A 23583-nucleotide genomic window follows, 5' to 3' on the forward strand; every position below is an offset into this window, starting at 1 on the left:
CCCACAGTCCAGACTTTCTCCACAGACGGGCGGCTGATTCTCTTCGCGTGAGCGCCGGCTGACGGTGCCGACCGTCAGCGTTGGTGCCCATGACGACTCATCGAGCAGATTTTGAGCTGAATCGGCCCGGAGCGCTGATCGCCGCGCTACCGGCCGTTCTCGGCTTCGTTCCCGAAAATTCATTGGTACTGGTGTCATTGCGAGGTGGCGAACTGGGGTCGGTAATGCGGGTCGACCTTTCCGAGGAGCTCATCGATCGGGTTGAGCACCTCGCCGAGGTTGCGGCCGCGGCCGAGCCCGAGGCCGCGATCGTTGTGATCGTCGATGCGGAAGGCGCGCATTGTCCGCGGTGCAACGAGGAATACCGGCAGCTGTGCGATGTGCTCGCAGAAGCGTTGGCGCAGCGCGACATTGAGCTTTGGGCGGCCCACGTGGTGGATCGGGTAGCCTTTGGCGGGCGCTGGCACTGTGTGGACGGCTGCGGTTCGGGCGGCATGGTCGACGATCCGTCGGCGTCGCCGCTGGCCGCCGCGGCGGTGCTGGACGGCAGGCGACTCTACCCGCGGCGCGCCGACTTGCAGGCCGTCATCGCGGTCGACGACCCGGCCTGCAGCGCTGAGCTGGCCGATGCGATCCGGCAACAGGCCGCGGCGCGGGAGGTCGCGCACCGCGCGGATCCCGCGGGCTGCGGTCGCCGCGACGTGGAAAACGCGATGGCCGCCGCCTCCCGTGTCGCCGGCGGCCAAGCGCTGTCCGACGCCGAGCTTGCGCAGCTGGGCTGCGCGCTGACCGACGGGCAGGTGCGCGACACCCTGTATGCACTCGCGGTCGGCGAGAATGCCGGCGAAGCCGAGTCCTTGTGGGCGCTCTTGGCGCGCAGCCTGCCCCAGCCCTGGCGGGTCGAGGCGCTGGTGTTGCTCGCCTTCAGCGCCTACGCCCGCGGCGACGGGCCGCTTGCCGGGGTGTCGCTGGACGCCGCGCTGCGCTGCGATCCCGACCATCGGATGGCGGGCATGCTGGACACGGCATTGCAGTCCGGCCTGCGGCCCGAGCGCATCCGCGAACTGGCTTTCACCGGCTACCGACTGGCCAAGCGGTTGGGCGTACGGCTGCCGCCGCGACGGGCGTTCGGGCGCCGGGTGGGGTAGGGGTCAGACTTTCTGGACCTTGACCGCGTGCGCCATCTCGTGCGGCAAGGTGACGTTCTCGTGGCCCGGGATGAGGATGGTGACCCCGCCACCGGCCGAGCTGGTCTCGACGGTCACTCGTGCGTTGGGAACGACGCCGGCGTCCTTCAGTCGCGTGATCAGATCGATGTCACCCTGGACGTGTTCGGTGAGCTGCCGCACGACCACCGCCACCGGCGATCCGGTGGGCAACTCGGTCAACCGGACGAGATCGGCATCGTCCGCGCCGGATTCCGGGCCCACGCCCAGGTCCAAAAGGCCCGGAATCGGGTTCCCGAACGGGGACGTGGTCGGGTTGTCGAGCACCTTCACCAGCCGGCGTTCGACGTCCTCGCTCATCACGTGCTCCCACCGGCAGGCCTCGGCGTGCACTTCTTCCCACGGCAACCCGATGACGTCGACGAGCAATCGTTCGGCGAGGCGGTGCTTGCGCATCACGGCGATGGCCAGCGCCCGGCCCTTGTCGGTGAGCTCCAGGTGGCGGTCGCCGGCCACGTGGAGTAATCCATCCCGCTCCATGCGGGACACGGTCTGGCTGACGGTCGGGCCGCTTTGTTCGAGGCGTTCGGCGATCCGGGCACGCAGCGGCGTCACGCCCTCTTCCTCGAGGTCGTAGATGGTCCGCAGGTACATCTCGGTGGTATCAACCAGCTCGTTCATTCAGCACCCTCCATTGACGCTGAGTCTACTTGGCAAGCTGCGCAAATGGGTGCAACGGTTCCCAGCCAAGCAGTATGCCCGCCGCTCCCGCGGCGGGCATACCGTCTGCTACCAGGTTGTCTACTTGGCGGCCTTAGCTGGCATACGACCGCAGCCGATCGGCGCGGTCGCCGTTGCGCAGCTTCGCCATCACGTCTCGCTCTATCTGGCGGACCCGCTCACGTGACAGACCGAACAGCTTGCCGATCTGATCCAGGGTGCGTGGCTGGCCGTCGTCCAGACCGAAGCGCAATCGGATCACCTGGTGTTCACGCTCGTCGAGAGTCGCCAGCACGCTGCGGATGTCGGTGTGCAACAGCTCGGCTATCACCGCGTTCTCCGCGGACATCGCCTCGGCGTCCTCGATGAAATCGCCCAATGGGGCTTCTTCCTCGGAGCCGACGGGCATATCCAGGCTTACCGGATCGCGGCTGTGCTCCAGCAGGTCGTTGATCTTGTCGACCGGAATACCGGACTCGGCGGCGAGCTCCTCATCGGTGGCTTCACGTCCCAGATTCTGGTGCATCTCGCGCTTGATCCGCGCCAGCTTGTTGACCTGCTCAACGAGGTGAACAGGCAGGCGGATAGTGCGGCTCTGGTCGGCCATGCCGCGGGTGATGGCCTGACGGATCCACCACGTGGCATAAGTCGAGAACTTGAAACCCTTTGTGTAGTCGAACTTTTCCATCGCACGGATCAGGCCGAGGTTGCCCTCCTGGATCAGGTCCAGCAGCGGCATTCCGCGACCCGTGTAACGCTTGGCCAGCGACACCACCAGGCGCAGGTTTGCTTCCAGCAGGTGACGGCGTGCCGCCTCGCCGTCGCGAACGACGGCCTCCAAATCGCGTTTGCGGTTCTCGCCGAGGCGCTTACGGGTTTCGAGCAGGTGCTCGGCGTAGAGCCCAGCTTCGATGCGCTTAGCCAGTTCAACTTCGCCCGCCGCGTTGAGCAGCGCCGTCTTACCGATGCCATTGAGGTATACGCGCACTAGGTCCGCTGCAGGGCTCTGCGCATCCAGATCGCTGTCAAACCTGCTTGTGGTGGCCCGTGTAGTGGGCTGTGCCATAGCGACCTCCCGATCGGCTTGTACTGTCATGGGGTTTAACGACAGATCTGGCCTGAGAGTTCCCGGCTCTGCGCCATCTCACACGCCGTGACGTGCAGAAATGTGCCGACGACCTGAGAATGTCCTGAGAAGTGTGGTGAGTGGCAGGCGAGCCGGAACTATGGCCGGCCCTGCCTAGTCCCGGTCCGGCTGGCCGGGTGACTCCGAGTGCGGCTCGGGGTGTCGCGGAGGTTCGAGCGCCGGCCGTTCGGCGGTGGGGAACAGCGGAGTGCGTCGGCGGGAATCGGCGAACCGGCGCGGCTCGTCGGAACGGCGAGGTGGTCGGTCGTTGGCGATCAGCACGGCCATCCACGGCAGCGGCACCGACGCCGCCACGATCAGCAGTGAGATCAGACCGTTGTGCCAGGCGCCGTACGCGACGGCGGCCAGGATCAGCGCCGGAATACGAAACGCCATCAGGGTCAGGTACTTACGCACCCGGGCACGATGCTCTTCTTCGTACGAGGGAGCGGCGGTGGTGATCAGTACCGGGCGGCCGTCATCATCGAATTTGTCGTCGAAACCCAGCTCGGAGCCGCGCTTCATATGTCCACTCTCCCACACGCGAACGATTCCGGTGTGAACGAGTTACGAGGCACAATGTGAGGCATGCAGACCGACACGATCGAGCGCACCGATACCGACGAACGCGTCGATGACGGGACCGGCAGCGACACCCCCAAGTACTTCCATTACGTGAAAAAAGACAAGATCGCCCAGAGCGCGGTGATGGGCAGCCACGTGGTCGCGTTGTGCGGCGAGGTATTTCCCGTGACGCGGGTGCCCAAGCCCGGCTCGCCGGTCTGCCCGGAGTGCAAGCGCATCTACGAGATGCTCAAAAGGGACTGATCAGGTCGGCGGCTCTGTCGTCGCGATGTCGCTCTGTTGGGTTGCGGGCTCCGATGTTGCGGGATTCGATGCGGAATCCACCGTCCGCTTGAGCGCGGGAACGCGCGATAGCACCCAGTTGCGTAGCCGGTGAGCATGGGTCGCCGGAGCGGGCCATTCCTCCTGAATGGCGGCGTTGAGTTCGGCACCCAACATGATGGCAAAGCCGCCGAAGAACGCATACAACAGGAAGGCGATCGGGGTAGACAGGGCGCCGTAGGTGTAGCCGGTGCTGGTGATCCATCGCAGGTAGAACCGCAGGCCCAGCGTGGCGATCAGGAACACCGCCGTTGCCAGCACAGCGCCCAGAACCAGCCGATGAGTCGGTAGTGGTACCGGCAGCGCCACCCGGTACAGAACGATGATCCCGACCATCAGCCCGAGAATCAGCGCGGGGTAGTAGCCGTAGCGCAGTATGTTGGCCAGGCTGTATGGAATGTGTTCGCTCACCTTGTGTGGACCCACCACCATCACCGGCGCGGTCGCTACCACAAACACGAGCATCAGCACGTAGAGGAATAGCGCGAACAAGCGCTGTCGCACCGGGTGCCGCAGCGGAGTCTGGTCGTGCGCCTCCACCACGGCGTCGACGTATGAAGAGATCGCCGACGATCCCGCCCACAACGAGATCACGAAGCCCAGTGACACCACTTCGCCGCGGGCGTTGGCGGTGATGTCACGGATGGTGGGCTCGATGATCTCGTTGACGACGCTCGGGGAGAAAAAGCTGTGGGCCGTCGAAATGATGCTCTTTTCGATCGCGGACATGGTGTCCTGGCCGAAGAGCGGGGCCACGTAGGCCAAGCTGCCCAACACTCCCAGCAGCAGCGGTGGCGTCGATAAGGCCGACCAAAAGCCCGCCTGCGCCGACTCGGAGAAAATGGAGTCGTCCCAGCTTTTCGCCAGGGTCCTGAGACTGATTCGCCAGATGTGGTGGCGGGACGGCTTCGCGACCTGAGCGCTCATACCAGTCCAGCATTACCCATAACCGCCCGGGCACTCCACATTGGCTATGGGCGAGTTCGGTCGACCTAGCCTTCGCTGACCTCCAGCACGGCGTCCAACTCGGTCAGTCTCGCCTCATGCTGGTTGGCGTGGTGCTGGCAGAAGAGAAGCTCATGTCCGGAAGGCAGCTTGGCACGGACGCGAGCCGCAGCGCCGCAGCGGTCGCAGCGATCTGCTCTAGTCAGCTCGGGACTTGTCAGAGTTGCAGTCATGGCTTCTCCGTTCTCGTACATTCACTCTGTCAGACGCATTGGGTTTTTGCCTTGTTCCCCGATCGTTATCGGGTGTGTCGTTTCTCACGACGTGTAAATGTTCTGTTTCGGCGGGCTCTCTACAGTGACCGAGTGTGACCGTCGCTCCTGACCTGCTAGTACACCTGTGTGGGATCGAGGAGTGGTCTCGTGCCCGCAGCCGGGGCGGAATCCGCCCCGATGCCTCCGAGTACATCCACTTGTCGACGCCCGAACAGGTGCATCTGCCGGCCAACCGGCTTTACCGCGGTCGCGATGACCTGGTTCTGTTGCACATCGATCCGGCGCTACTGGACTCGCCGGTGCGTTGGGAGCCCGGGGTCGCGACGGATCCGGAGTCGATGCTGTTCCCGCATTTGTACGGGCCGCTGCCGGTGGGCGCTGTGATCAGGGTCACCGCTTATCGGCCGTCACCCAATGGCACGTTCCCGCCGGCCGCATCTCAGGAGTCGACGTAGGCGTCGGCTTCGATCTCCACCAGCAGCTCGGGTGCGATCAATGCGGAAACCTCGACCATGGTGGCCGCGGGCCGTGTCGCACCGAACACTTGCGCGTGCACCGCTGCCACCTCCCGCCAGCGCGAGATTTCGGTCACGTAAATGCGGGTGCGGACCACGTCGGTGAGCGCCGCGCCGGCCTGTTGGAGCGCAATCTCGATACGGCGCAAAGCGTCTCGGGTCTGGGCCGCGATGTCACCGGTAGGACCGGCGCCGGTTGTACCGGCCACTGACACATGCGGGCCGACGCGCACCGCTCGCGAGTAACCCACCGCCGATTCGAAATCGGATTCGGAAGAAACCACTCTGCGGTTGGCTGACATGAGGTCACGGTACGACGGCGGGGCGGTCGGCGCAGCCGAATTTCCCCAGACCGCAGGCGGGCTACGCCCGACTTGGCTTGCGCACCAACAGGTGCGGCATCAGAGGTCGGGCAGTTCGGTCGGTCCTCGGTCGAGGTATTCGCGCACTAGGGACCGATATGCACTGTGCCCCAACAGCGTTCATGCGGCTGGCGGCGGAACGGTATGGGTGCCAATATCTTGGACTGACCACCCGTCTCGAGCCGGTGCAAACGCTGACACCCGCCGCTCGAGCCGGTCCAGCCGCCGCCGCAGCAATGAAGCCGCTGGCTATGTCATCCCGTTATTCCCGGGTGGGCCGAACAGCAGCCCGCCCGTGCCGCCGGTGCCGCCGGTGCCCGGGGTCGGGCCAAGCCCGGTGTTGCCGCCGTTGCCGCCGGCGCCGAGCAGGCCGGCGTTGCCCCCGTGGCCGCCGTTGCCACCGGTCGCTGCCCCTCCGCCGCCTTCGCCGCCGGCCCCGCCGGTGCCCAGGAGTAGGTCGCCGCCCTGGCCGCCGGTCCCGCCGTCCCCGCCGACCGTGCCGTTGCTGAATCCGCCGGTCCCGCCGACCCCGCCGGGCCCCCAAAACAGGCCGGCACTGCCGCCGGTCCCGCCGGCCCCGCCGTTGCCCGATAGGCTGTCTCCGCCGGCTCCGCCGGCACCGCCGCCGTTGCCGATCAGTACCGCATTGCCGCCGGTCCCGCCGTTCCCGCCTTCGGACACCCCGAACCCGCCGTGCCCGCCGTCCCCACCGGCGCCTTGCAGCAGGCCGGCGTTACCGCCGGCCCCGCCGGCTCCGCCGGTGCTGCCGATGCTGACCCCGCCGTCCCCGCCTGCGCCGCCATCGCCGGCGAGCAGGCCTCCGGCGCCGCCGGGCCCGCCGGCCCCGCCGGTAGTGGCACTGGCTCCGCCTACCCCGCCGCCTCCGCCGCCGGCGCCGACCAGCCCGCTGAGCAGCCCGCCGGTCCCACCGGTCCCGCCGGCCCCGCCGGGGCCGTCGCCGACCCCGCCGCCACCGCCGACCCCACCGGCGCCCAGCAGGCCGCCGGCTCCGCCGACCCCGCCGGCCCCGCCGGCGGCGGTCGAGAACCCGCCGGTGCCGCCGACCCCACCGTTGCCGGACAGTAGCCCGCCGGTCCCGCCGGCCCCGCCGGCCCCGCCGTTGACAACACCACTAACGTTCGAGCCGCCGGCCCCGCCGGCGCCGCCGGTGCCCATCAGCCCAGCAGCCCCCCCGGCGCCGCCGTGTCCGCCCGTCGTGGCCACGCCCGAGCCGCCGGCGCCGCCGTCACCCATCAACCACCCGCCGGGCGTGCCGTCTAGCCCCGATCCCGGGGCCGCGTTGGTGCCATTGCCGATCAGCGGGCGCCCAGTAAGCGCCTCGACCGGGCCATTCACTGCGCCAAATACCGGCTGCAGCGGTGAGGGGGCGCCGTTGGGGCCGGTGCTGCCGAGGGTGGGGCCAAACCCGCCGTCGCCGCCGTTGCCGGCGGTGCCGATCAGCGCGGCGCTGCCGCCGACACCGCCGGCACCACCGGTCGTTAGGCCGGTTCCGCCGGCGCCGCCGGCACCGCCGTCGCCCACCAGTAGGCCGGCGTGGCCGCCGTGTCCGCCGGCCCCGCCGACGCCCGTGCCGGTCGCGCCGCCCCCTCCGACCCCACCGATGCCGCCATAGCCGAACAAGTTGCCGGAGTTGCCGCCGTTTCCGCCGGCCCCGCCGGTGTTGTCGCTGAATCCGCCGGCGCCGCCGGCCCCGCCGCTGGAGAAGGAGAGCAGGCCGGCGTTGCCGCCGTTTCCGCCGGCCCCGCCGATGACCGTGTGGCCGTATCCGCCGGCGCCGCCGGCGCCGGGGGCGCCGAACAGCAGGCCCGCGTTGCCGCCGGCCCCGCCGGCCCCGCCGGTGGCGTTGCTGGCTCCGCCGGTCCCGCCGGCGCCGCCGGGGCCGCCGAGTAGGCCGGCGTGGCCGCCGTGTCCGCCGGCTCCGCCGGCACCCGTAAAGCTGAATCCGCCGGCCCCGCCGTTCCCGCCGCCGGTGCCGAACAGCCCGCTGATCAGCCCGCCGTTCCCGCCGGCCCCGCCGGCGCCCCCGCCGCTCGCGCCGCTCCCGCCGGCCCCGCCGGCCCCGCCGGCGCTGAACAGCAGGCCCCCATTGCCGCCGTGTCCGCCGGCCCCGCCTACGCCGAACGCGTTGAATCCACCCGCGCCGCCGGCCCCGCCGTAGCCCAACAGCGGGTCGCCGGAATTACCGCCGGCCCCGCCGGCCCCGCCGGCCATGGTCGCTGTGCCCGAGCCGCCGGCCCCGCCGGCCCCGCCGTAGCCCAGCAGCCCAGAAGCGCCGCCATTACCGCCGGCCTGGCCGGGCGCGCCGGAGCCGCCAGCGCCGCCGTTGCCCAACAGCCACCCGCCACCCTGACCGTTTTCCCCCGTCCCCGGGGCCCCGTTGGCGCCATTGCCAATCAGCGGGCGGTCAGTAAGCGCCAGGAAGGGCGCATTGATCGCGTTGAGCAGATCCTGCCCTATCGTCGCCGGATTGGCGGCGAACGCCCCAACATTGGCGACCTCCGCGCTGGCATAGGATCCCGCACCTGCGGTCAACGCTTGCACAAACTGGTCATGAAACGCCGCCGCCTGCGCACCGAGTGCCTGATACGCCTCGGCGTGGCCGGAAAACAGCGACGCGATGGCCGCCGACACCTCATCACCAGCGGCGACCACCACCCCGGTGGTCGAGGCCGCGGCCGTTGCGTTGGCCTCGCTGAGCGTCGAACCGAGGTTCGCCAGATCTGTTGCCGCCACCGTCACGAACTCCGGCGCCACCATCAGGTAAGACATCGCTGTCTCCTACCGCATCATCGACCCCCGGGCTGGTAAATGTATCGCGCGATGACCTCTTCTCACACGGGTAATCCACTAGCTTTTCTTGGTTCGACATTCACCCGACACATGCTGTAGCTGCGACCACACAGCGCCAGATCGGCCTGGTCCGCGTCTGACAGTTGATCGGGCCGCCCCGGCTCTCCGCGGGGGCAGCTCGACAGCTCGGCGCCGCGCTCATCGCGGCCGCCGACGAAGCCGAGCAGATGGCCGGCCGCACATGTCAGTGCGCCGCCATCGCGGCCTGGTTAACATGCTCGGCAGCACCGGGATCGTCTAGCAGAGGGAACGTCGATGACCACGCGCAGCATCTCGGAAGACGCGCTTCTTGCGCAGGAGGCTTGCTTCGCGCGAGCATTCGCGGACCGCGATCTGGCGGTCGCGCGGGACCTCTATCAGCCCGACGTGGTGTATGTGAGCCCGACGGTACGCCTCTTCGATTGGCCGGCCCGGATCGATGGCGTCGAGCGCACGCTCGAGTTCATCGCACTCACCATCAGTGCCTGCTCGGACATCCGCTACGACGCGGTGGAGCAAGCCATCACGCCCGCCGCCGACGCGGCGTTTGTACGCGTGCAGTTCGACTGGACTCAGGGCACGGACCGGTTGCGATCGACGTACGTGGTGATCTACCGCTATCGCGACGGCCGGATCGCCCGCCAGGAGCTGTACTACGACCCGAGCGGATCGTTGGAGCGACTCGCAGTCGGTTGAGCGCTAAATCAGTCCTAAATCAGTCCAGGTAGTCCCGCAGGACCTGGGAACGGCTGGGGTGGCGCAGCTTTGACATCGTCTTGGACTCGATCTGGCGGATGCGCTCGCGGGTCACACCGTAGACCTGCCCGATCTCGTCGAGGGTACGGGGCTGGCCGTCGGTGAGGCCGAAGCGCAGTCGTACTACGCCGGCTTCGCGCTCCGACAGCGTCTCGAGCACCGACTGCAGCTGGTCTTGCAGCAAAGTGAATGACACCGCGTCGACGGCGACCACCGCTTCACTGTCTTCGATGAAGTCGCCGAGCTGGCTGTCACCCTCATCGCCGATGGTCTGGTCCAACGAGATCGGCTCGCGGGCGTATTGCTGGATTTCTAGCACCTTCTCGGGCGTGATGTCCATCTCCTTGGCCAACTCCTCAGGGGAGGGCTCGCGGCCCAGATCCTGGAGCAGCTCGCGCTGGATGCGGCCCAGCTTGTTGATCACCTCGACCATGTGCACCGGGATGCGGATGGTGCGAGCCTGATCGGCCATGGCGCGGGTGATGGCCTGGCGGATCCACCACGTCGCGTACGTGGAGAACTTGTAGCCCTTTGTGTAGTCGAACTTCTCGACCGCTCGGATCAGGCCGAGGTTGCCTTCCTGGATGAGGTCGAGGAACGCCATTCCGCGGCCCGTGTACCGCTTGGCCAGCGAAACCACCAACCGCAGGTTGGCTTCCAGCAAATGGTTCTTCGCCCGGTCGCCGTCGCGGCAGATCCACATCATGTCGCGGCGCTGCGCGGCCGGCAATTTGTCGCCGCGCTCGGTCAGCTCGGTCATCAGCTGCGTGGCGTACAGGCCGGCTTCGATCCGCTTTGCCAGCTCGACCTCTTCCTCCGCGTTAAGCAGCGCCACCTTGCCGATCTGCTTCAGGTACGCGCGAACAGAGTCCGCCGAGGCAGTGAGCTCGGCGTCCTTGCGGGCCTGACGCAACGCCTCGGATTCATCTTCGTCCCAGACGAAATCGCCGGAGGCCTTGTCCTTTTCGGTGGGCTCGGCGATCTCCTCTTCGTCGGCGGCAGTCCCGTCGGGCGCGGCGTCCGTTGCGGCCCCGGCTTCCACGCCGTCGGCGGTGTCACCAGTGTCGAGGTCTGCGTCGACGACCACCACGTCGTCCTCGAGGTCCTCGAGATTGAGGTCGACGGCGTCGATGTCTTCGATGTCCTCGCCGGGTTCACCCTCGAGGTCGGGTTCGGCGTCGAGTTCCTCGACTTCAACGTGGGAGCCGTCGGTGTCGACGGTATCCGGGCCGGCTGCGGGATCCTCCGGAGCGGCTTGGCGCGCCGCTTTCGTTCCGCGGGTGGACGGCGCCTTTGCAGCGACGCTCTTGGCCGACGTTTTCTTGGTGGTGTCGGTTGCCGCTGTGGCCTCGTGCCCCTTTGTCGATTTAGTCGCCTTGGTGGCCTTAGCGGCCTTGGTGGCCTTGGTGGCCCGCGGTGCCGCTGGTGCTGCCTTGGCGGCCCGTTTTGCCGGGGCGGAGCCGTTGGCGGCCTTGGCCGCCGATCGCTTAGCGGGGGACGATGGAGACTTCGTGGCGGTGCGTTTCACCGGCTCATCGGTTGCCGGGCTGGCCTTCGTCGCTGCCACTTACACCCCTTCGGTCGGACTCACTTCCGGTGGGTTTGGGCATGGTTAACCGAAAGTGTCTGCTATGTCGAATGTCGGCGTTGATCTAAGCGTGAGTACTCGCACGCTATCAGTCGGGCTGTCGCCGAGGACCATTGTAACGACAGTGCGCGGTCGTGCCTTCCTACCGGGCAAAATTCAGTGCGTCACATCGGAGGTCGCAGCCATGGCCGCGCCCACTATGCCCGCCGTGTTCTCCAAGGTGGCGGCCACCACTGGGGTGCGGTTTTCGAGCAGTGGCAGCCATTTGTCGGCCTTACGGCTGATGCCGCCGCCCGCGATGAACAAATCCGGCCAGATCGCGTTCTCGATGGCCACCAGCACCCTGGTCACCTGCTTGGCCCACTTTTCGTAGCTCCAATTGTTTTTCTCTTTGACCGATGACGCCGCTCGTTGCTCGGCCTCGCTACCGCCGACCTCGAGATGTCCGAGCTCGGTGTTGGGTATCAGCGTGCCGTTGTGGATGACCGCCGAGCCGATTCCGGTGCCGAATGTCAGCAGCACAACCAAACCGGAGTGGTCTCTGCCCGCCCCGTAGCGCGCCTCGGCAAGCCCGGCCGCGTCGGCATCGTTGAGGATCGTGACCTCCTGGCCGCCCAGCTCGGCGCTGATCACGTCGCGGGCGTTGGTCCCGATCCAGGACTTGTCCACGTTGGCCGCTGTCTGAACGACGCCGTCGGTGACGACGCCGGGATAGGTCACCCCGAGCGGGCCAGTCCATCCCGATTCCTTGACTACCTCGGCGATGGTCTTGGCGACCGCCGACGGCGTCGCCGGTTGCGGGGTCAGCAGCTTGATCCGATCGCCGATCAACAGCCCGGTGTCCATGTCGACGATGCCGCCCTTGATGCCGCTGCCACCGACGTCGACGCCATATCCACGACGCTGCGGCGTGCCAGCGACTGTGACGGCGCTGGGGATATCCGTGGTCGACTCGGTGGTGGTCATCGAAACTCCTCAGCGAGGCTAGGCTGTCCGCTCACCTTAGCCCGGCGACGATGCGGCTTGCGGCCGCTGAGGAGCCGGGCACTTAGGTCAAGCCCGGTGCTGGGCTGGTTTGAGGCGTCTGCGCAGCCGCGGCGACTGTGATGCGATAGAGCGGTGACGCGACCTGACGACGAGCCCGCGCTGTTGCGGTCAGTGGCCGAAACACTGGCCACCGAGGCCGCTGAGTTCGTAAGACGTCGCCGCGCCGAGGTGTTCGGCACCGACGCGGGCACGGCCGGCGATGGCGCGGTGCGGTCGAAAAGCACTCCGACGGATCCGGTGACGATCGTCGACACCGAGACAGAACGGCTCTTGCGAGATCGGTTGGCTCAACTACGGCCCGGTGACCCAATACTCGGGGAGGAGGGTGGTGGACCCGCCGATCCCTCGGCTACGCCCAGTGACGCGGTCACCTGGGTGCTCGATCCCATCGATGGCACAGTGAATCTCGTCTACGGCATCCCGGCCTACGCGGTGTCGGTCGCGGCGCAGGTTGACGGCGTGTCGGTGGCCGGTGCGGTCGCTGACGTCGTCGCCGGCCGGGTGTACTCGGCGGCGACCGGCCTTGGCGCCCACGTGATCGACGGGCACCGGACGGAGCCGTTGTGGTGCGCTGCCGTCGAGGATTTGTCGATGTCGTTGCTGGGCACCGGTTTCGGCTACTCCAGGCGGCGCCGTACAAGCCAGGCGGCGTTGTTGGCGCGAATGCTGCCGGTGGTCCGCGATGTGCGTCGCATCGGCTCCGCGGCACTCGACCTGTGCATGGTCGCGGAGGGCCGGCTGGACGCCTACTACGAGCACGGACTGCAGGTGTGGGATCGCGCGGCCGGTGCGCTGATCGCGGCCGAGGCAGGGGCCCGCGTGTTGGCGCCTCCACCCAACGACCCGGCGGGCAGCGCCGCATTGGTGGTGGCCGCCGCGCCCGGAATCGCCGACGAGCTGTTGGCGGCGCTGGCACGGTTCAACGGCCTAGAGCCGCTCCCGGGCTGAGCTGACCCGTCAGCAGCTGCTGGTGTGAATCTTTGTCAGCAGCGTGGGATCTGACGGCCCGGTGGCGCCGGGGCGCAGGCTGGCGAGCACGGCATCAATGTCGTCGTTGTGCGCCAGCGCGCTGAAGTCTGTGCCGAGAGCGAGGTCGACGGAGTCGTCGGCGCGGTTGTCGTTGAACAGTTCCGTGCACGGCGCGACCAGCCACACCGCGGCCGCGGTGGCTTGCCCGGCCGTACCGAAGCGGATCTGGCCCTGGCAGTTCAGCCGGGTGCCGGCATAGATCGGGTCGTTTGCGGCGGTCGGCTGCGCGAAGCCCAAGTCTTTCATCGCCCCTGCGACGTCGGCGGCTTGTCCACCGCGGCCGCTGGCGTTGAGGACACGGACCTTGGCGTCGCTGAGTTTCGCGGGTGTGACATCCATCATCACGGCGCGCGGCACTTGGTCACCGAGCTGGGCCGGTGCCGACCCGGTCGGCTGCGGCGGTGGGTTGCACACCACGGCCTCGTGCACCTTCGCCGGACGCGTCAGCGCCACGGTCCACACCACGCCCGTCACCAACACCAGGAAAGCCACTACGAAAATGGCGGGCCGGGGATTGCGTCGCCGAAAGGGCCGACCGTGCCTGTCGAAAGCGGTACCCTCGGTGATTTGTGCGACCACAGCTGCACTCTAAACGCACTGGTTGAGGCTCAAGGCGGGGATCGAACCGAGGGTGTGACGTAAATCACACGTTAAGGGTCTGTGATACGGGCACGAATCATTTGGTGGATGCGTTCGACGCTGGTACAAAGCGTTGCTTGAGGTAACGCAGGCATATGAGGGGATAGGGCAATGCCTACCGACTATGACGCTCCGCGGCGCACCGAGACTGACGATGTCTCGGAAGATTCGCTGGAGGAGCTCAAAGCACGACGGAACGAGGCGGCCTCGGCGGTGGTCGACGTAGACGAATCCGAATCCGCTGAATCTTTCGAGCTGCCCGGCGCTGACCTGTCTGGTGAAGAGCTGTCCGTTCGTGTCATTCCGAAGCAGGCCGACGAGTTCACCTGCTCGAGTTGTTTCCTGGTGCAACACCGCAGCCGTCTTGCCAGTGAGAAGAACGGCGTGATGATCTGTACCGACTGCGCAGCCTGATCGGTCAACTGCGCAATGCCGACAGCACCCGCTCCGGGTGACGGCAGCTCACCAGCCAGTAGGGCGTCGGGTCGTCCGGGTCGTCGAGGACGACAAGAACCATCGGTCCGACCCACGCCCGATGCAGAACATAGGCTGCGGGGTCGAGCTGGCGGCCCAGGGCTGCCGACTTTGCCGAGCGGGCTATCTCGGCGGACCGGGCGATCACTTTGACCGGTAGGTGCGCTTCGCCGGCCCACAGCTCCACTCCGTTGTCGCCGTCGGTGACGCGGATTTCAATCCGGCCCAGCCACAACAGCGCCGCGGCCGCCACCGTGAACAGCATCGCGAACGGCAGCCAGTCGGGTAGGGCGCCAACACCCAGGTTGACTTCGAAAGCGACCAGCGCCGCCGGCGCGAAGGCCAGTGGCCACCACCACCATGGCACCCACAGTCGTTCGCGATATCGCACGCTGTGCGGCGCGACGCGCGTACCGGACACGCGGTCAAGGGTAGTCTGTGGCCCCGTGTCGACCAGTCTGGCCATTGTCCGCCTCGACCCCGAACTCCCGCTGCCCAGCCGCGCCCATGACGGCGACGCCGGGGTCGATCTCTACAGCGCAGAAGACGTGAAGCTGGTCCCGGGGCAACGTGCCCTGGTGCGAACGGGCGTCGCGGTCGCCATTCCGTTCGGAATGGTGGGCTTGGTCCACCCGCGCTCGGGATTGGCCGCGCGAGTGGGGCTTTCGATCGTCAACAGCCCGGGCACCATCGACGCGGGCTACCGCGGCGAGATCAAGGTTGCGCTGATCAATCTCGACCCGGCCGAGCCCATCGTGGTGCACCGCGGCGACCGCATCGCCCAGTTGCTGGTGCAGCGAGTCGAATTGGTGGAGCTGGTTGAGGTCTCGTCGTTTGACGAGGCCGGGCTGGCGGAAACATCCCGTGGCGACGGTGGTCACGGTTCCTCCGGAGGACATGCGAGTTTGTGACCGCCGGCGACGATGCAGAGCGGAGCGATGATGAGGAGCGGCGCTTGTGATGGCATTCGGTAAACGCTCAGACAAAGACGACAGCGAACACACGTCCGCCGGGCCGGCCGGCGAGCACGCCGAACCGGACGACGACATCGAGGCGCAGGCTGCTGCTGAGCAAGCAGACGACGAGCTCGAGGGCCCGTTTGACATCGACGACTTCGACGACCCCGCGGTCGCCGAGTTGGCCCGACTCGACCTGGGCTCGGTACTCATTCCGATGCCGGAGGCCGGTCAGCTGCAGGTCGAGCTGACCGAGACCGGTGTGCCGAGCGCGGTGTGGGTCGTCACACCCAATGGTCGGTTCACCATCGCCGCCTACGCGGCGCCGAAGACGGGCGGCCTGTGGCGTGAGGTGGCCGGCGAACTCGCCGAGTCGTTGCGCAAGGACTCGGCCCAAGTCAGCATCAAGGACGGCCGGTGGGGTCGAGAAGTGGTCGGCACCGCCACCGGTGTGGTGCGCTTCATCGGGGTCGACGGCTATCGCTGGATGATCCGCTGCGTCATCAACGGCCCGCACGAGACCATCGACGCGTTGGACCAGGAGGCGCGTGCGGCGTTGGCCGACACCGTGGTTCGCCGCGGCACCACACCGCTGCCGGTACGGACGCCTTTGGCCGTGCAGCTCCCCGAGCCGATGGCAGAACAGCTGCGGGCGGCCGCGGCCGCGCAGCAGGCCCAGCAAGAGGACGGGGCGCAGCAGCCGCCCAACGAGCCCGCCGCGCGCCGAAGCGCCGAGGGATCGGCCATGCAGCAGCTGCGCACCACAACCGGCGGTTAGTCGGGCGATTGGCGCGGCGCCGGCAGGCAGCTACAGGTCGGCGAGCGCGGCCAAGCAGGCCGCGCCCAGTGCGGCCGACTCCGTGCCGAATTGGTCCAGCGTCAGCGTGCGGAGCGCCGCGCGCGGCGCCGCGGCGACCCAGTCGACGGCGACCTGCAACGGATGGATGGGATCGTCGACCGCGGCGGCCACCGCCAGCGGTGCGGCCAGCCGGGTCAGGTCGGCGCAGCTCGGCGCGACGTAGGCCGCCGCTTCTTCCATGGCGTCGGGCAATTGTGGCCACTGGGCACGCCACGACCGGGTCAGCTCGTCGGCCAACCACGGCGGGCTGGATGCCCGCATTTGCGTGGTCGCCGCCGCCAAACCGTCGGCACGCAGCTGGGACGCCGAATACCGCGCCGCCAGGGCCGCTGGTGCGGCCCCGGGGGCGCCGGCCCAGGCCGGCAGTGCGGCCAGGACGGCAATCGTGTGATCGGGATGGGCCAGCGCCCACGCGGCCGCCACCGCGGCGCCGATCGAGACACCGCCGACGGCGATCGGCCCCTCGCGTGCGGCGTCATCCAGGGCGGACACGTAGCCGTGGATCAACCGACCGGGCTGGGGCGGCGGGGCCGCCAGCAACGCGCCGGCCTCAGCCAGTGGGCCGGAAAACGCCCGATTGACGTAGACGTCATCGGATCCGGTGCCGGGCAACACCACCGTCGTGACACCGCGCAGATCGACAGTCACCCCTCGATAGTGCCCGGCGGTCAAGCGTGCTCCAACATCGCGTTTGGTTCGGTTTGGCGCCGGGGAACCAAGAGGTCTACGGTTTCCGTTGGCATAGTTGGAACGCCGAATCTTCAGCATCGTCAGGAGTGGCCATGGGGGCCCATGGGTATCTGCGCCGGCTTACCCGTCGGCTCACGGAGGACCCGCAGCAACGCGACTCCGAGGAGTTGTCCGACGAAGTCACAAGCACCGGCGCGCAACGTGCGATCGACTGCGAGCGTGGCCAGGAGGTCACCATGGTCGGCACGTTGCGCAGCGTGGAAACCAATGGCAAGGGTTGTCCCGGCGGAGTGCGCGCCGAGTTTTTCGACGGTAGCGACACCGTCACGCTGGTCTGGTTGGGTCAACGCCGCATACCCGGCATCGACTCGGGCCGCAAGCTGCGGGTGCGGGGCCGGTTGGGCAAGCTGGAGAATGGGGCTAAGGCCATGTACAACCCGCACTACGAAATTCAGCGGTGACCGTCTCCAGCGAATCTGGGACAATCCCCCGACACATTCGACAGTCTGATTCACCGGAGCGCCGTGAACGCTGAACGCACCAGCCCACAACGCCTACTGGCACAGCTAGGCGGGGTGAGTGGTGTCATCTACTCATCGCTGCCGGTGGTGACCTTTGTGGCCGTTTCGAGCCTCTCTGGCTTGTTTCCCGCAATCGGGTCGGCGCTGGGCGTGGCCGTACTGGTGTTGCTGTGGTGCCTGATTCGGCGCGAATCGATGCAGCCGGCATTGTCCGGGTTCGCCGGCGTCGGCGTCTGCGCCCTGATCGCTTACATAGTGGGGCAGTCCAAGGGCTACTTCCTGCTGGGCATCTGGATGTCGTTGCTGTGGGCTGCGGTCTTCGCGGCGTCGGTTTTGATCCGCCGGCCCCTGGCCGGCTATGCCTGGAGCTGGGCCACCGGGCGTGACCGCGGCTGGCGCGATGCCCCGAGGGCCGTCTACGCGTTCGACATCGCCTCGCTCTGCTGGATGTTGGTATTCGGCGCCCGGTTCGTGGTCCAGCTGGTCCTGTACGACGCCAACCAGACCGGTTGGTTGGGGGTGGCGCGGATCGGGATGGGCTGGCCGCTTACCGGGTTGGCCGCGCTGGCGACATACGCGGCGATCAGGGCCGCTCAGCGCGCCATGTCCAGCGCAGACGATGCCGCTGACAGTGCCGGTGCCGTTGCCGGCGGCGGCCGGCTGGACGCGGATACCGGTCGCGGTTAGTCGTCGAGGGGCGGGGGGCCCGGCAGCAGCAGCTTGCGCAGATCCTCTTCGACCTCGGCGACCGCGACGAACAGCAGCTCGTCGCCCCCTTCCAGCGGCTCGTCGGCCTCCGGCACGATGACCCGCGGGCCGCGCAGGATCGTTACGAGCGCGGCATCCCGCGGCAGCTGCAGTCGGCGCACCGGCTTGCCGCCCCACGGCGTGTCGTCGGGCAGGGTGATCTCGACCAGGTTGGCCTGGCCCCTGCGGAACTCCATGAGTCGTACCAGATCACCGACGGCGAAGGCCTCCTCGATCAGCGAAGCCAGCATGCGTGGCGTGGATACCGCCACGTCCACGCCCCAGGCGTCGGTGAACAGCCATTCGTTGCGGGGATCGTTGACCCGGGCCACCACCCGGGGTACCGCGAACTCGGTCTTGGCGAGCAGGCTGAGCACCACGTTGACCTTGTCATCACCGGTCGCGGCGACAACCACGTCGAAATCCTCGAGGTGCACCGACTCCAGCAGGCTCAGCTCGCAGGCATCGCCCAACTGCCAGTCCGCGGCGGGGATGGCGTCGACGTCGACGTGCTCGGGGTTGCGCTCCAGCAGGGTCACGTTGTGGCCGTTGGTGAGGAGCTCGCGCGCAACCGAGCGGCCGACCGCGCCGGCCCCGGCGACAGCAATTTTCATTTGCGTCGCTCCTCGAACCCGGCCCCTAATCTGGCCAAGCCGGCTTCTTCGTCGTCGCCGGTCTTCATTTGCGTCGCTCCTTAAGACAGTCGTTCGGGTTCATTGAAGGTCTTCACTGGGCGGCAAGGCGGCGATGGCCACCGCCTCGGCGGCGCGGCCGGATATCGCGGCGAGGTAGACCTGATCGCCGGCCTGGATGACGGTTTTCGGCTCGGGCAGCACACCGGTTCCGAACCGGATCAAGAACGCCACCCGGGCGCCGGTGGCCTGCTCCAGATCGGTCGCCCGATGCCCCACCCAGTCCTCGTGCAAGTCGACCTCGGAGACGGCGACGGTACCCGTCGGATCACGCCACTTGGCCGTCTCGCCTTCCCGGGTCAGCACGTTGAACAGGCGATCGGTGGTCCAGGGCACCGTGGCGATGGTGGGAATGCCGAGGCGCTCGTAGACCTCAGCCCGCTTGGCGTCGTAAATCCGGGCGACGACGCGCTGGACACCGAAGGTCTCCCGGGCCAGCCGCGCGGAGATGATGTTGGAGTTGTCTCCCGATGACACCGCGGCGAAGGCGTCGGCTTCCTCGATGCCCGCCCGCAGCAGCACGTCTCGGTCGAACCCCTGGCCCAGCACCCGCTCCCCGGTGAATTCCGGGCTGAGCCGGTTGAAGGCGGCGCTGTCCCGGTCGATGACCGCCACGTCGTGGCCGATTCGAGAGAGCCCATCGGCCAACGACGAGCCCACCCGGCCGCACCCCATCACAACCACCCGCACTTGAGTCCTCTCGGCTGTGTCCTGCGCTCTTCAATCGGCTATCCAGGTTGGCCAGCCGATTTTGGTCCGTCCCCGACATTCTCGCCTACGAAACGCCGGCAAGCCCTGGTGGGCTTACCCTTGGCACTCGTGACCAAACTTTCAACCGCCACGCGCCGGTTGCTTATCGGTCGCCCGTTTCGCAGCGACCGGCTGAGTCACACCCTGCTGCCGAAGCGGATCGCCTTGCCGGTGTTCGCTTCCGATGCACTCTCGTCGGTGGCGTACGCACCCGAGGAGGTCTTCCTGATGCTCTCGGTGGCCGGGGTGGCCGCCTACGCGCTGACACCGTGGATTGGGCTTGCGGTGGCCGCGGTCATGTTGGTCGTGGTGGCCAGTTACCGGCAGAACGTGCATGCCTACCCCTCGGGTGGCGGCGACTACGAGGTGGTCACCACCAACCTCGGCGACACTGCCGGCCTCGTGGTCGCCAGTGCGCTGATGGTGGATTACGTTCTCACCGTTGCTGTTTCGACGGCATCGGCGATGTCGAACATCGGCTCGGCGATCCCCATCGTGGCCGAACACAAGGTGTCCTTCTGTGTGGCCGCGATCCTGCTGGTGATGGCGATGAATCTGCGCGGGGTACGCGAGTCGGGGGTGGCGTTTGCCGTCCCGACGTACGGGTTCATCATCGGCATCGTCATCATGATCGGCTGGGGCTTGTTCCGGATTTATGCGTTGGGTAATCCGCTGCGGGCGGAATCCGCTGGTTTCCAGATGCACGCCGCGCATGGCCAGGTTGTCGGTTTCGCTTTGGCGTTCCTGGTGGCGCGGTCGTTCTCGTCAGGGTGTGCGGCGCTGACCGGGGTCGAGGCGATCAGCAACGGGGTACCGGCGTTTCAAAAACCCAAGTCGCGAAACGCCGCAACGACCCTGCTGATGCTGGGTGCAATCGCGGTGACCCTGTTGATGGGCATCATCGCATTGGCCCAGAAGATCGGGGTTCAGCTCGTCGAGGATCCCGCAACGCAACTGTCCGGCGCACCGCCGAACTATTACCAGAAGACGTTGGTCACGCAGCTGGCCGAGACCGTCTTCGGCAGCTTCCACATCGGGTTCCTGTTGATCGCGACGGTGACCGCACTCATCCTGGTGCTGGCGGCCAACACCGCGTTCAACGGGTTCCCGGTACTCGGTTCCGTGCTGGCGCAGCATAGCTACCTTCCGCGCCAATTGCACACCCGCGGAGACCGTTTGGCGTTCTCCAACGGAATCCTGTTTCTGTCGGCGGCGGCTCTCGCGGCGATCATCGCCTTCCGCGCGGAGCTGTCCGCGCTGATCCAGCTGTACATCGTCGGGGTATTCATCTCGTTCACGCTAAGCCAGATCGGCATGGTCCGGCACTGGACCCGGTTGCTGCGCACCACTGCCGATCCGCGGGCGCGGCGCAAGATGATGCGCTCGCGGGTGGTCAATACGGTCGGCTTGGTGTCTACCGGCGCGGTGTTGTTCGTCGTGCTGATCACCAAGTTCCTTGCCGGGGCGTGGATCGCCATCGTGGCGATGAGTGCGCTGTTCCTCTTCATGAAGCTGATCCGCAAGCACTACGACACCGTCAACCGGGAATTGGAGGAGCAAGCCGCCGCCCAACACGACGTGGTGTTGCCCAGCCGCAATCACGCCTTGGTGTTGGTGTCGAAGTTGCATCTGCCGACGTTGCGGGCCGTGGCCTACGCGCGTGCGACGCGTCCCGACGCGCTCGAAGCGATCACGGTCAGCGTCGACGACGTGGAAACCCGTGCGCTGGTACGGGCCTGGGAGCACAGCGATGTCAGCGTGCCACTCAAGGTGATCGCATCCCCGTACCGTGAAATCACCCGCCCGGTACTGGATTACGTCAAACGGGTCAGCAAAGAGTCCCCGCGCACGGTAGTCACGGTTTTCATCCCGGAGTATGTGGTGGGCCATTGGTGGGAGCAGGTGCTGCACAACCAAAGCGCGCTGCGGCTCAAGGGCCGGTTGCTGTTCATGTCCGGCGTGATGGTGACTTCGGTTCCCTGGCAACTGAATTCGTCGGAGCGACTCAAGACATTCCACCCGCACGCGGCCCCCGGCGACGCACGCCGTGGAATCTTCGATTGAGTGCCGAGTCGACGCCCGACCTGAATGGGGCGAGGCCACCGTTTGGCGGGGAACTGACGGTAGTGACCGGTGCTCCCGCCAACGGCGGCAGCTGCGTGGCACACCACGAGGGCCGGGTCGTGTTCGTCCGCCACGCGCTGCCCGGCGAGCGCGTGCGGGTGCGCGTCACCGCGGACCGCGGCTCCTATTGGCACGCAGAGGTTATCGAGGTGATCGAGCCGTCGCCCGATCGCATCGCGTCACTGTGCCCGATCGCCGGGGTGGACGGTGCCGGGTGCTGCGATCTGGCGTTTGCCCTGCCGGAGGCGACCCGGGTGCTCAAGGCGCAGGTGGTGACCAACCAGTTGCAACGGCTGGGCGGACACCGCTGGAGTGGCGAGGCTGAACCGCTTTCGGATTCCGGCCCCACCGGCTGGCGCACCCGGGTCCGGCTCGAGGTCGGCGCCGATGGCAGACCCGGCTTTCACCGGTACCACAGCGACGAGCTCGTGACCGACCTGCGCTGCGCGCAGTTGCCGGCCGGCATGCTGGACGGGCTGGCCGTCGCGGACTGGCCGCCGACCGCCCAGCTGCACGTGGCCGTCGACGACGACGGCCAGCGGCACGTGGTGCGGACCATCCGGCAGGGCAAGCGGACCGAGACCAAGGTGGTGGAAGGCGGCTACGAGGCGGTCCAGCGGGTGGGTGCACGCAGCTGGCGGGTGCCGGTGACAGCGTTCTGGCAGGCACATCGGGACGCGGCGGAGGTCTACAGCGGTCTGGTCGCCGATTGGGCGCAGCCCGGTTCCGGCATGACCGTCTGGGATCTCTACTGCGGCACAGGCGTTTTCGCCGCTGCGCTCGGCGATGCCGTCGGGGCACCGGGGCGGGTGTTGACCGTCGACACCTCGCGCGCGGCGACGCGCGCCGCCCGGGCCGCATTGGCCGATCTGCCACAGGTGGACGTCGTCACGGATTCGGTGCGACGGGCGCTGGCGGTGCAACGAGCCGGCGCCGACGTGGCGGTGTTGGATCCGCCGCGCGCGGGTGCCGGGCGCGACGTCATCGACCTACTGGCAGCCGCCGGGGTCCCTCGCGTGGTGCACATCGGCTGTGAGGCAGCGTCTTTCGCGCGGGACATCGGCCTTTACCTCGGCCATGGCTACGTCGTCGACAAGATCAAGGTGTTCGACGCATTTCCGCTGACCCACCACACCGAATGCATTGCGCTGCTGACCCGTTAGGGCTAGGCGGCGCGGCGCCGAGACTGCGGTCACGGTGTGCGCCGACCCCCAGCGTGCTGCGGTGGGCGCAGGCTCGGTGCCACCGACGCAGGCTCGACTCACCTCGGGTGGTTCTGACATCCTCTGGCCTCCCCGCCAAGCTCAACGCAGAAGGCGCGTCAGATCAAGACGAGATCCACCATTTCCGGGCAGCTCCGAGCGGTCTGGTTGCGCCGGGGTGGCGATGACGGCGGTGACGCGGGTGCCGCGTCCGGGGGCGGTGTCGATAACGAGGTTCCCGCCGATGGCTGACAGGCGGTCGGTCATATTGGTCAACCCGGTGCCGACGGTCGCGGGGTCGAATCCGCGGCCGGTGTCGCTGATCGTGAGGGTAAGCATCCGGTCGTCGGCGCGGGCCGTGATCGTGACCGTGGTGTCGGGGCCGCCGTGTTTGGCGGCATTCTGCAGCGCTTCGCCGCAGCAGAAATACAGGGCGGTCTCGATCGACGCGGGGTAGCGGCCGAGGTCCTGCAGGTTCAGCTGTACGGGGACCGGGGCGTGCGCGGCGGCCGCGGGTAAGGCTCGGGCCAGACCGCCGCTGACGAGCAGCGGGGGGTAAATCCCGTGGGCGAGTCTGCGGATTTCGGCGATCGCGGTCTCTACCAGCCCGGACGCTTCGGTGAGCAGTGGCTGATATCGGTCGT

27 protein-coding genes are annotated in these 23583 nt (G+C 67.6%); 12 read left to right on the plus strand and 15 right to left on the minus strand.

Annotated features, from left to right (window positions below):
- The first annotated feature begins 89 nt into the window (after positions 1-89).
- Positions 90-1148, plus strand: a complete 1059-nt coding sequence (locus ACLP4W_RS22970; RefSeq protein WP_442389713.1) for a DUF4192 domain-containing protein — start codon at positions 90-92, stop codon at positions 1146-1148.
- A 3-nt stretch (positions 1149-1151) separates the two neighbouring features.
- Here the strand turns inward: ACLP4W_RS22970 and ACLP4W_RS22975 are convergent, their stop codons facing one another.
- The 3 genes from ACLP4W_RS22975 to ACLP4W_RS22985 all read right to left on the minus strand — a co-directional run bounded on the left by ACLP4W_RS22975 (position 1152) and on the right by ACLP4W_RS22985 (position 3555).
- Positions 1152-1847, minus strand: coding sequence for a metal-dependent transcriptional regulator (locus ACLP4W_RS22975; RefSeq protein ID WP_442389714.1), 696 nt, complete (start codon positions 1845-1847; stop codon positions 1152-1154).
- A 133-nt stretch (positions 1848-1980) separates the two neighbouring features.
- The gene (sigB, locus tag ACLP4W_RS22980; RefSeq protein ID WP_442389715.1) at positions 1981-2952 is read right to left on the minus strand and encodes a sigma-70 family RNA polymerase sigma factor SigB; all 972 of its coding nucleotides are present in this window, start codon (positions 2950-2952) and stop codon (positions 1981-1983) included.
- Positions 2953-3126: 174 nt separating this feature from the next.
- Entirely contained in the window at positions 3127-3555 is a 429-nt protein-coding gene (locus ACLP4W_RS22985) for a DUF3099 domain-containing protein (RefSeq protein ID WP_442389716.1), read from the minus strand.
- A gap of 45 nt (positions 3556-3600) precedes the next feature.
- Here ACLP4W_RS22985 and ACLP4W_RS22990 point away from each other — a divergent pair, with 45 nt between their 5' ends.
- Positions 3601-3840, plus strand: coding sequence for a DUF3039 domain-containing protein (locus tag ACLP4W_RS22990; protein ID WP_442389717.1), 240 nt, complete (start codon positions 3601-3603; stop codon positions 3838-3840).
- On the opposite strand, the gene ACLP4W_RS22995 is transcribed toward ACLP4W_RS22990, so the two are convergent.
- Positions 3841-4845, minus strand: a complete 1005-nt coding sequence (locus ACLP4W_RS22995) for a YihY/virulence factor BrkB family protein (protein ID WP_442389718.1) — start codon at positions 4843-4845, stop codon at positions 3841-3843.
- 65 nt (positions 4846-4910) lie between these two features.
- Entirely contained in the window at positions 4911-5096 is a 186-nt protein-coding gene (locus ACLP4W_RS23000; RefSeq protein WP_442389719.1) for a DUF7455 domain-containing protein, read from the minus strand.
- A 134-nt stretch (positions 5097-5230) separates the two neighbouring features.
- On the opposite strand from ACLP4W_RS23000, the gene ACLP4W_RS23005 reads away from it, so the two are divergent.
- Entirely contained in the window at positions 5231-5593 is a 363-nt protein-coding gene (locus ACLP4W_RS23005; RefSeq protein ID WP_442389720.1) for a DUF952 domain-containing protein, read from the plus strand.
- On the opposite strand, the gene ACLP4W_RS23010 is transcribed toward ACLP4W_RS23005, so the two are convergent.
- On the minus strand, positions 5578-5955 hold the full coding sequence (locus ACLP4W_RS23010) for a RidA family protein (RefSeq protein WP_442389721.1): 378 nt from the start codon (positions 5953-5955) through the stop codon (positions 5578-5580). The two genes, ACLP4W_RS23005 and ACLP4W_RS23010, sit on opposite strands and share 16 nt — an antisense overlap.
- A gap of 309 nt (positions 5956-6264) precedes the next feature.
- The gene (locus tag ACLP4W_RS23015) at positions 6265-8805 is read right to left on the minus strand and encodes a PE family protein (RefSeq protein WP_442389722.1); all 2541 of its coding nucleotides are present in this window, start codon (positions 8803-8805) and stop codon (positions 6265-6267) included.
- Positions 8806-9141: 336 nt separating this feature from the next.
- Between ACLP4W_RS23015 and ACLP4W_RS23020 the strand changes: the two genes are divergently transcribed.
- Positions 9142-9561, plus strand: coding sequence for a nuclear transport factor 2 family protein (locus ACLP4W_RS23020; RefSeq protein ID WP_442389723.1), 420 nt, complete (start codon positions 9142-9144; stop codon positions 9559-9561).
- Between the two features lie 19 nt (positions 9562-9580).
- Here the strand turns inward: ACLP4W_RS23020 and ACLP4W_RS23025 are convergent, their stop codons facing one another.
- Entirely contained in the window at positions 9581-11188 is a 1608-nt protein-coding gene (locus tag ACLP4W_RS23025; RefSeq protein ID WP_442389724.1) for an RNA polymerase sigma factor, read from the minus strand.
- 177 nt (positions 11189-11365) lie between these two features.
- Positions 11366-12175, minus strand: a complete 810-nt coding sequence (ppgK, locus tag ACLP4W_RS23030) for a polyphosphate--glucose phosphotransferase (RefSeq protein WP_442389725.1) — start codon at positions 12173-12175, stop codon at positions 11366-11368.
- Between the two features lie 153 nt (positions 12176-12328).
- Between ppgK and ACLP4W_RS23035 the strand changes: the two genes are divergently transcribed.
- Positions 12329-13204, plus strand: a complete 876-nt coding sequence (locus ACLP4W_RS23035; RefSeq protein ID WP_442389726.1) for an inositol monophosphatase family protein — start codon at positions 12329-12331, stop codon at positions 13202-13204.
- Between the two features lie 9 nt (positions 13205-13213).
- Here ACLP4W_RS23035 and cei read toward each other — a convergent pair whose 3' ends face one another.
- Complete coding sequence (gene cei, locus ACLP4W_RS23040) at positions 13214-13864, minus strand: envelope integrity protein Cei (protein WP_442389727.1); 651 nt, start codon at positions 13862-13864, stop codon at positions 13214-13216.
- Between the two features lie 171 nt (positions 13865-14035).
- Between cei and ACLP4W_RS23045 the strand changes: the two genes are divergently transcribed.
- Positions 14036-14338 (plus strand): DUF4193 domain-containing protein, encoded by a 303-nt coding sequence (locus ACLP4W_RS23045; RefSeq protein ID WP_003919098.1) that lies wholly within the window; start codon positions 14036-14038, stop codon positions 14336-14338.
- Positions 14339-14342: 4 nt separating this feature from the next.
- Here the strand turns inward: ACLP4W_RS23045 and ACLP4W_RS23050 are convergent, their stop codons facing one another.
- Positions 14343-14819, minus strand: a complete 477-nt coding sequence (locus tag ACLP4W_RS23050) for a DUF3093 domain-containing protein (RefSeq protein WP_442389728.1) — start codon at positions 14817-14819, stop codon at positions 14343-14345.
- Positions 14820-14844: 25 nt separating this feature from the next.
- Here ACLP4W_RS23050 and dut point away from each other — a divergent pair, with 25 nt between their 5' ends.
- Both dut and ACLP4W_RS23060 read left to right on the plus strand, forming a co-directional pair.
- Positions 14845-15309 (plus strand): dUTP diphosphatase, encoded by a 465-nt coding sequence (gene dut / locus ACLP4W_RS23055; protein WP_442389729.1) that lies wholly within the window; start codon positions 14845-14847, stop codon positions 15307-15309.
- A 49-nt stretch (positions 15310-15358) separates the two neighbouring features.
- The gene (locus tag ACLP4W_RS23060; RefSeq protein ID WP_442389730.1) at positions 15359-16132 is read left to right on the plus strand and encodes a DUF3710 domain-containing protein; all 774 of its coding nucleotides are present in this window, start codon (positions 15359-15361) and stop codon (positions 16130-16132) included.
- Positions 16133-16162: 30 nt separating this feature from the next.
- Here the strand turns inward: ACLP4W_RS23060 and ACLP4W_RS23065 are convergent, their stop codons facing one another.
- On the minus strand, positions 16163-16861 hold the full coding sequence (locus ACLP4W_RS23065; protein WP_442389731.1) for an alpha/beta hydrolase: 699 nt from the start codon (positions 16859-16861) through the stop codon (positions 16163-16165).
- Between the two features lie 134 nt (positions 16862-16995).
- On the opposite strand from ACLP4W_RS23065, the gene ACLP4W_RS23070 reads away from it, so the two are divergent.
- Positions 16996-17364, plus strand: a complete 369-nt coding sequence (locus tag ACLP4W_RS23070) for an OB-fold nucleic acid binding domain-containing protein (RefSeq protein ID WP_442389732.1) — start codon at positions 16996-16998, stop codon at positions 17362-17364.
- A 63-nt stretch (positions 17365-17427) separates the two neighbouring features.
- Positions 17428-18111: a DUF3159 domain-containing protein gene (locus tag ACLP4W_RS23075; RefSeq protein WP_442389733.1), complete on the plus strand. Its 684-nt coding sequence runs from the start codon at positions 17428-17430 to the stop codon at positions 18109-18111.
- On the opposite strand, the gene ACLP4W_RS23080 is transcribed toward ACLP4W_RS23075, so the two are convergent.
- Complete coding sequence (locus ACLP4W_RS23080; protein ID WP_442389734.1) at positions 18108-18785, minus strand: potassium channel family protein; 678 nt, start codon at positions 18783-18785, stop codon at positions 18108-18110. The two genes, ACLP4W_RS23075 and ACLP4W_RS23080, sit on opposite strands and share 4 nt — an antisense overlap.
- Before the next feature lie 99 nt (positions 18786-18884).
- Complete coding sequence (locus ACLP4W_RS23085; protein ID WP_442389735.1) at positions 18885-19553, minus strand: potassium channel family protein; 669 nt, start codon at positions 19551-19553, stop codon at positions 18885-18887.
- Positions 19554-19682: 129 nt separating this feature from the next.
- On the opposite strand from ACLP4W_RS23085, the gene ACLP4W_RS23090 reads away from it, so the two are divergent.
- Together ACLP4W_RS23090 and ACLP4W_RS23095 are read left to right on the plus strand one after the other, a co-directional pair.
- The gene (locus ACLP4W_RS23090; protein WP_442389736.1) at positions 19683-21677 is read left to right on the plus strand and encodes an APC family permease; all 1995 of its coding nucleotides are present in this window, start codon (positions 19683-19685) and stop codon (positions 21675-21677) included.
- A gap of 53 nt (positions 21678-21730) precedes the next feature.
- Positions 21731-22900, plus strand: coding sequence for a class I SAM-dependent RNA methyltransferase (locus tag ACLP4W_RS23095; protein WP_442389739.1), 1170 nt, complete (start codon positions 21731-21733; stop codon positions 22898-22900).
- 141 nt (positions 22901-23041) lie between these two features.
- On the opposite strand, the gene ACLP4W_RS23100 is transcribed toward ACLP4W_RS23095, so the two are convergent.
- The coding region (locus tag ACLP4W_RS23100) for a sensor histidine kinase (RefSeq protein ID WP_442389737.1) at positions 23042-23583 on the minus strand (542 nt) is incomplete at its 5' end.

The sequence above is a fragment of the Mycobacterium sp. genome (genome assembly GCF_052145595.1).
Lineage (GTDB): Bacteria > Actinomycetota > Actinomycetes > Mycobacteriales > Mycobacteriaceae > Mycobacterium.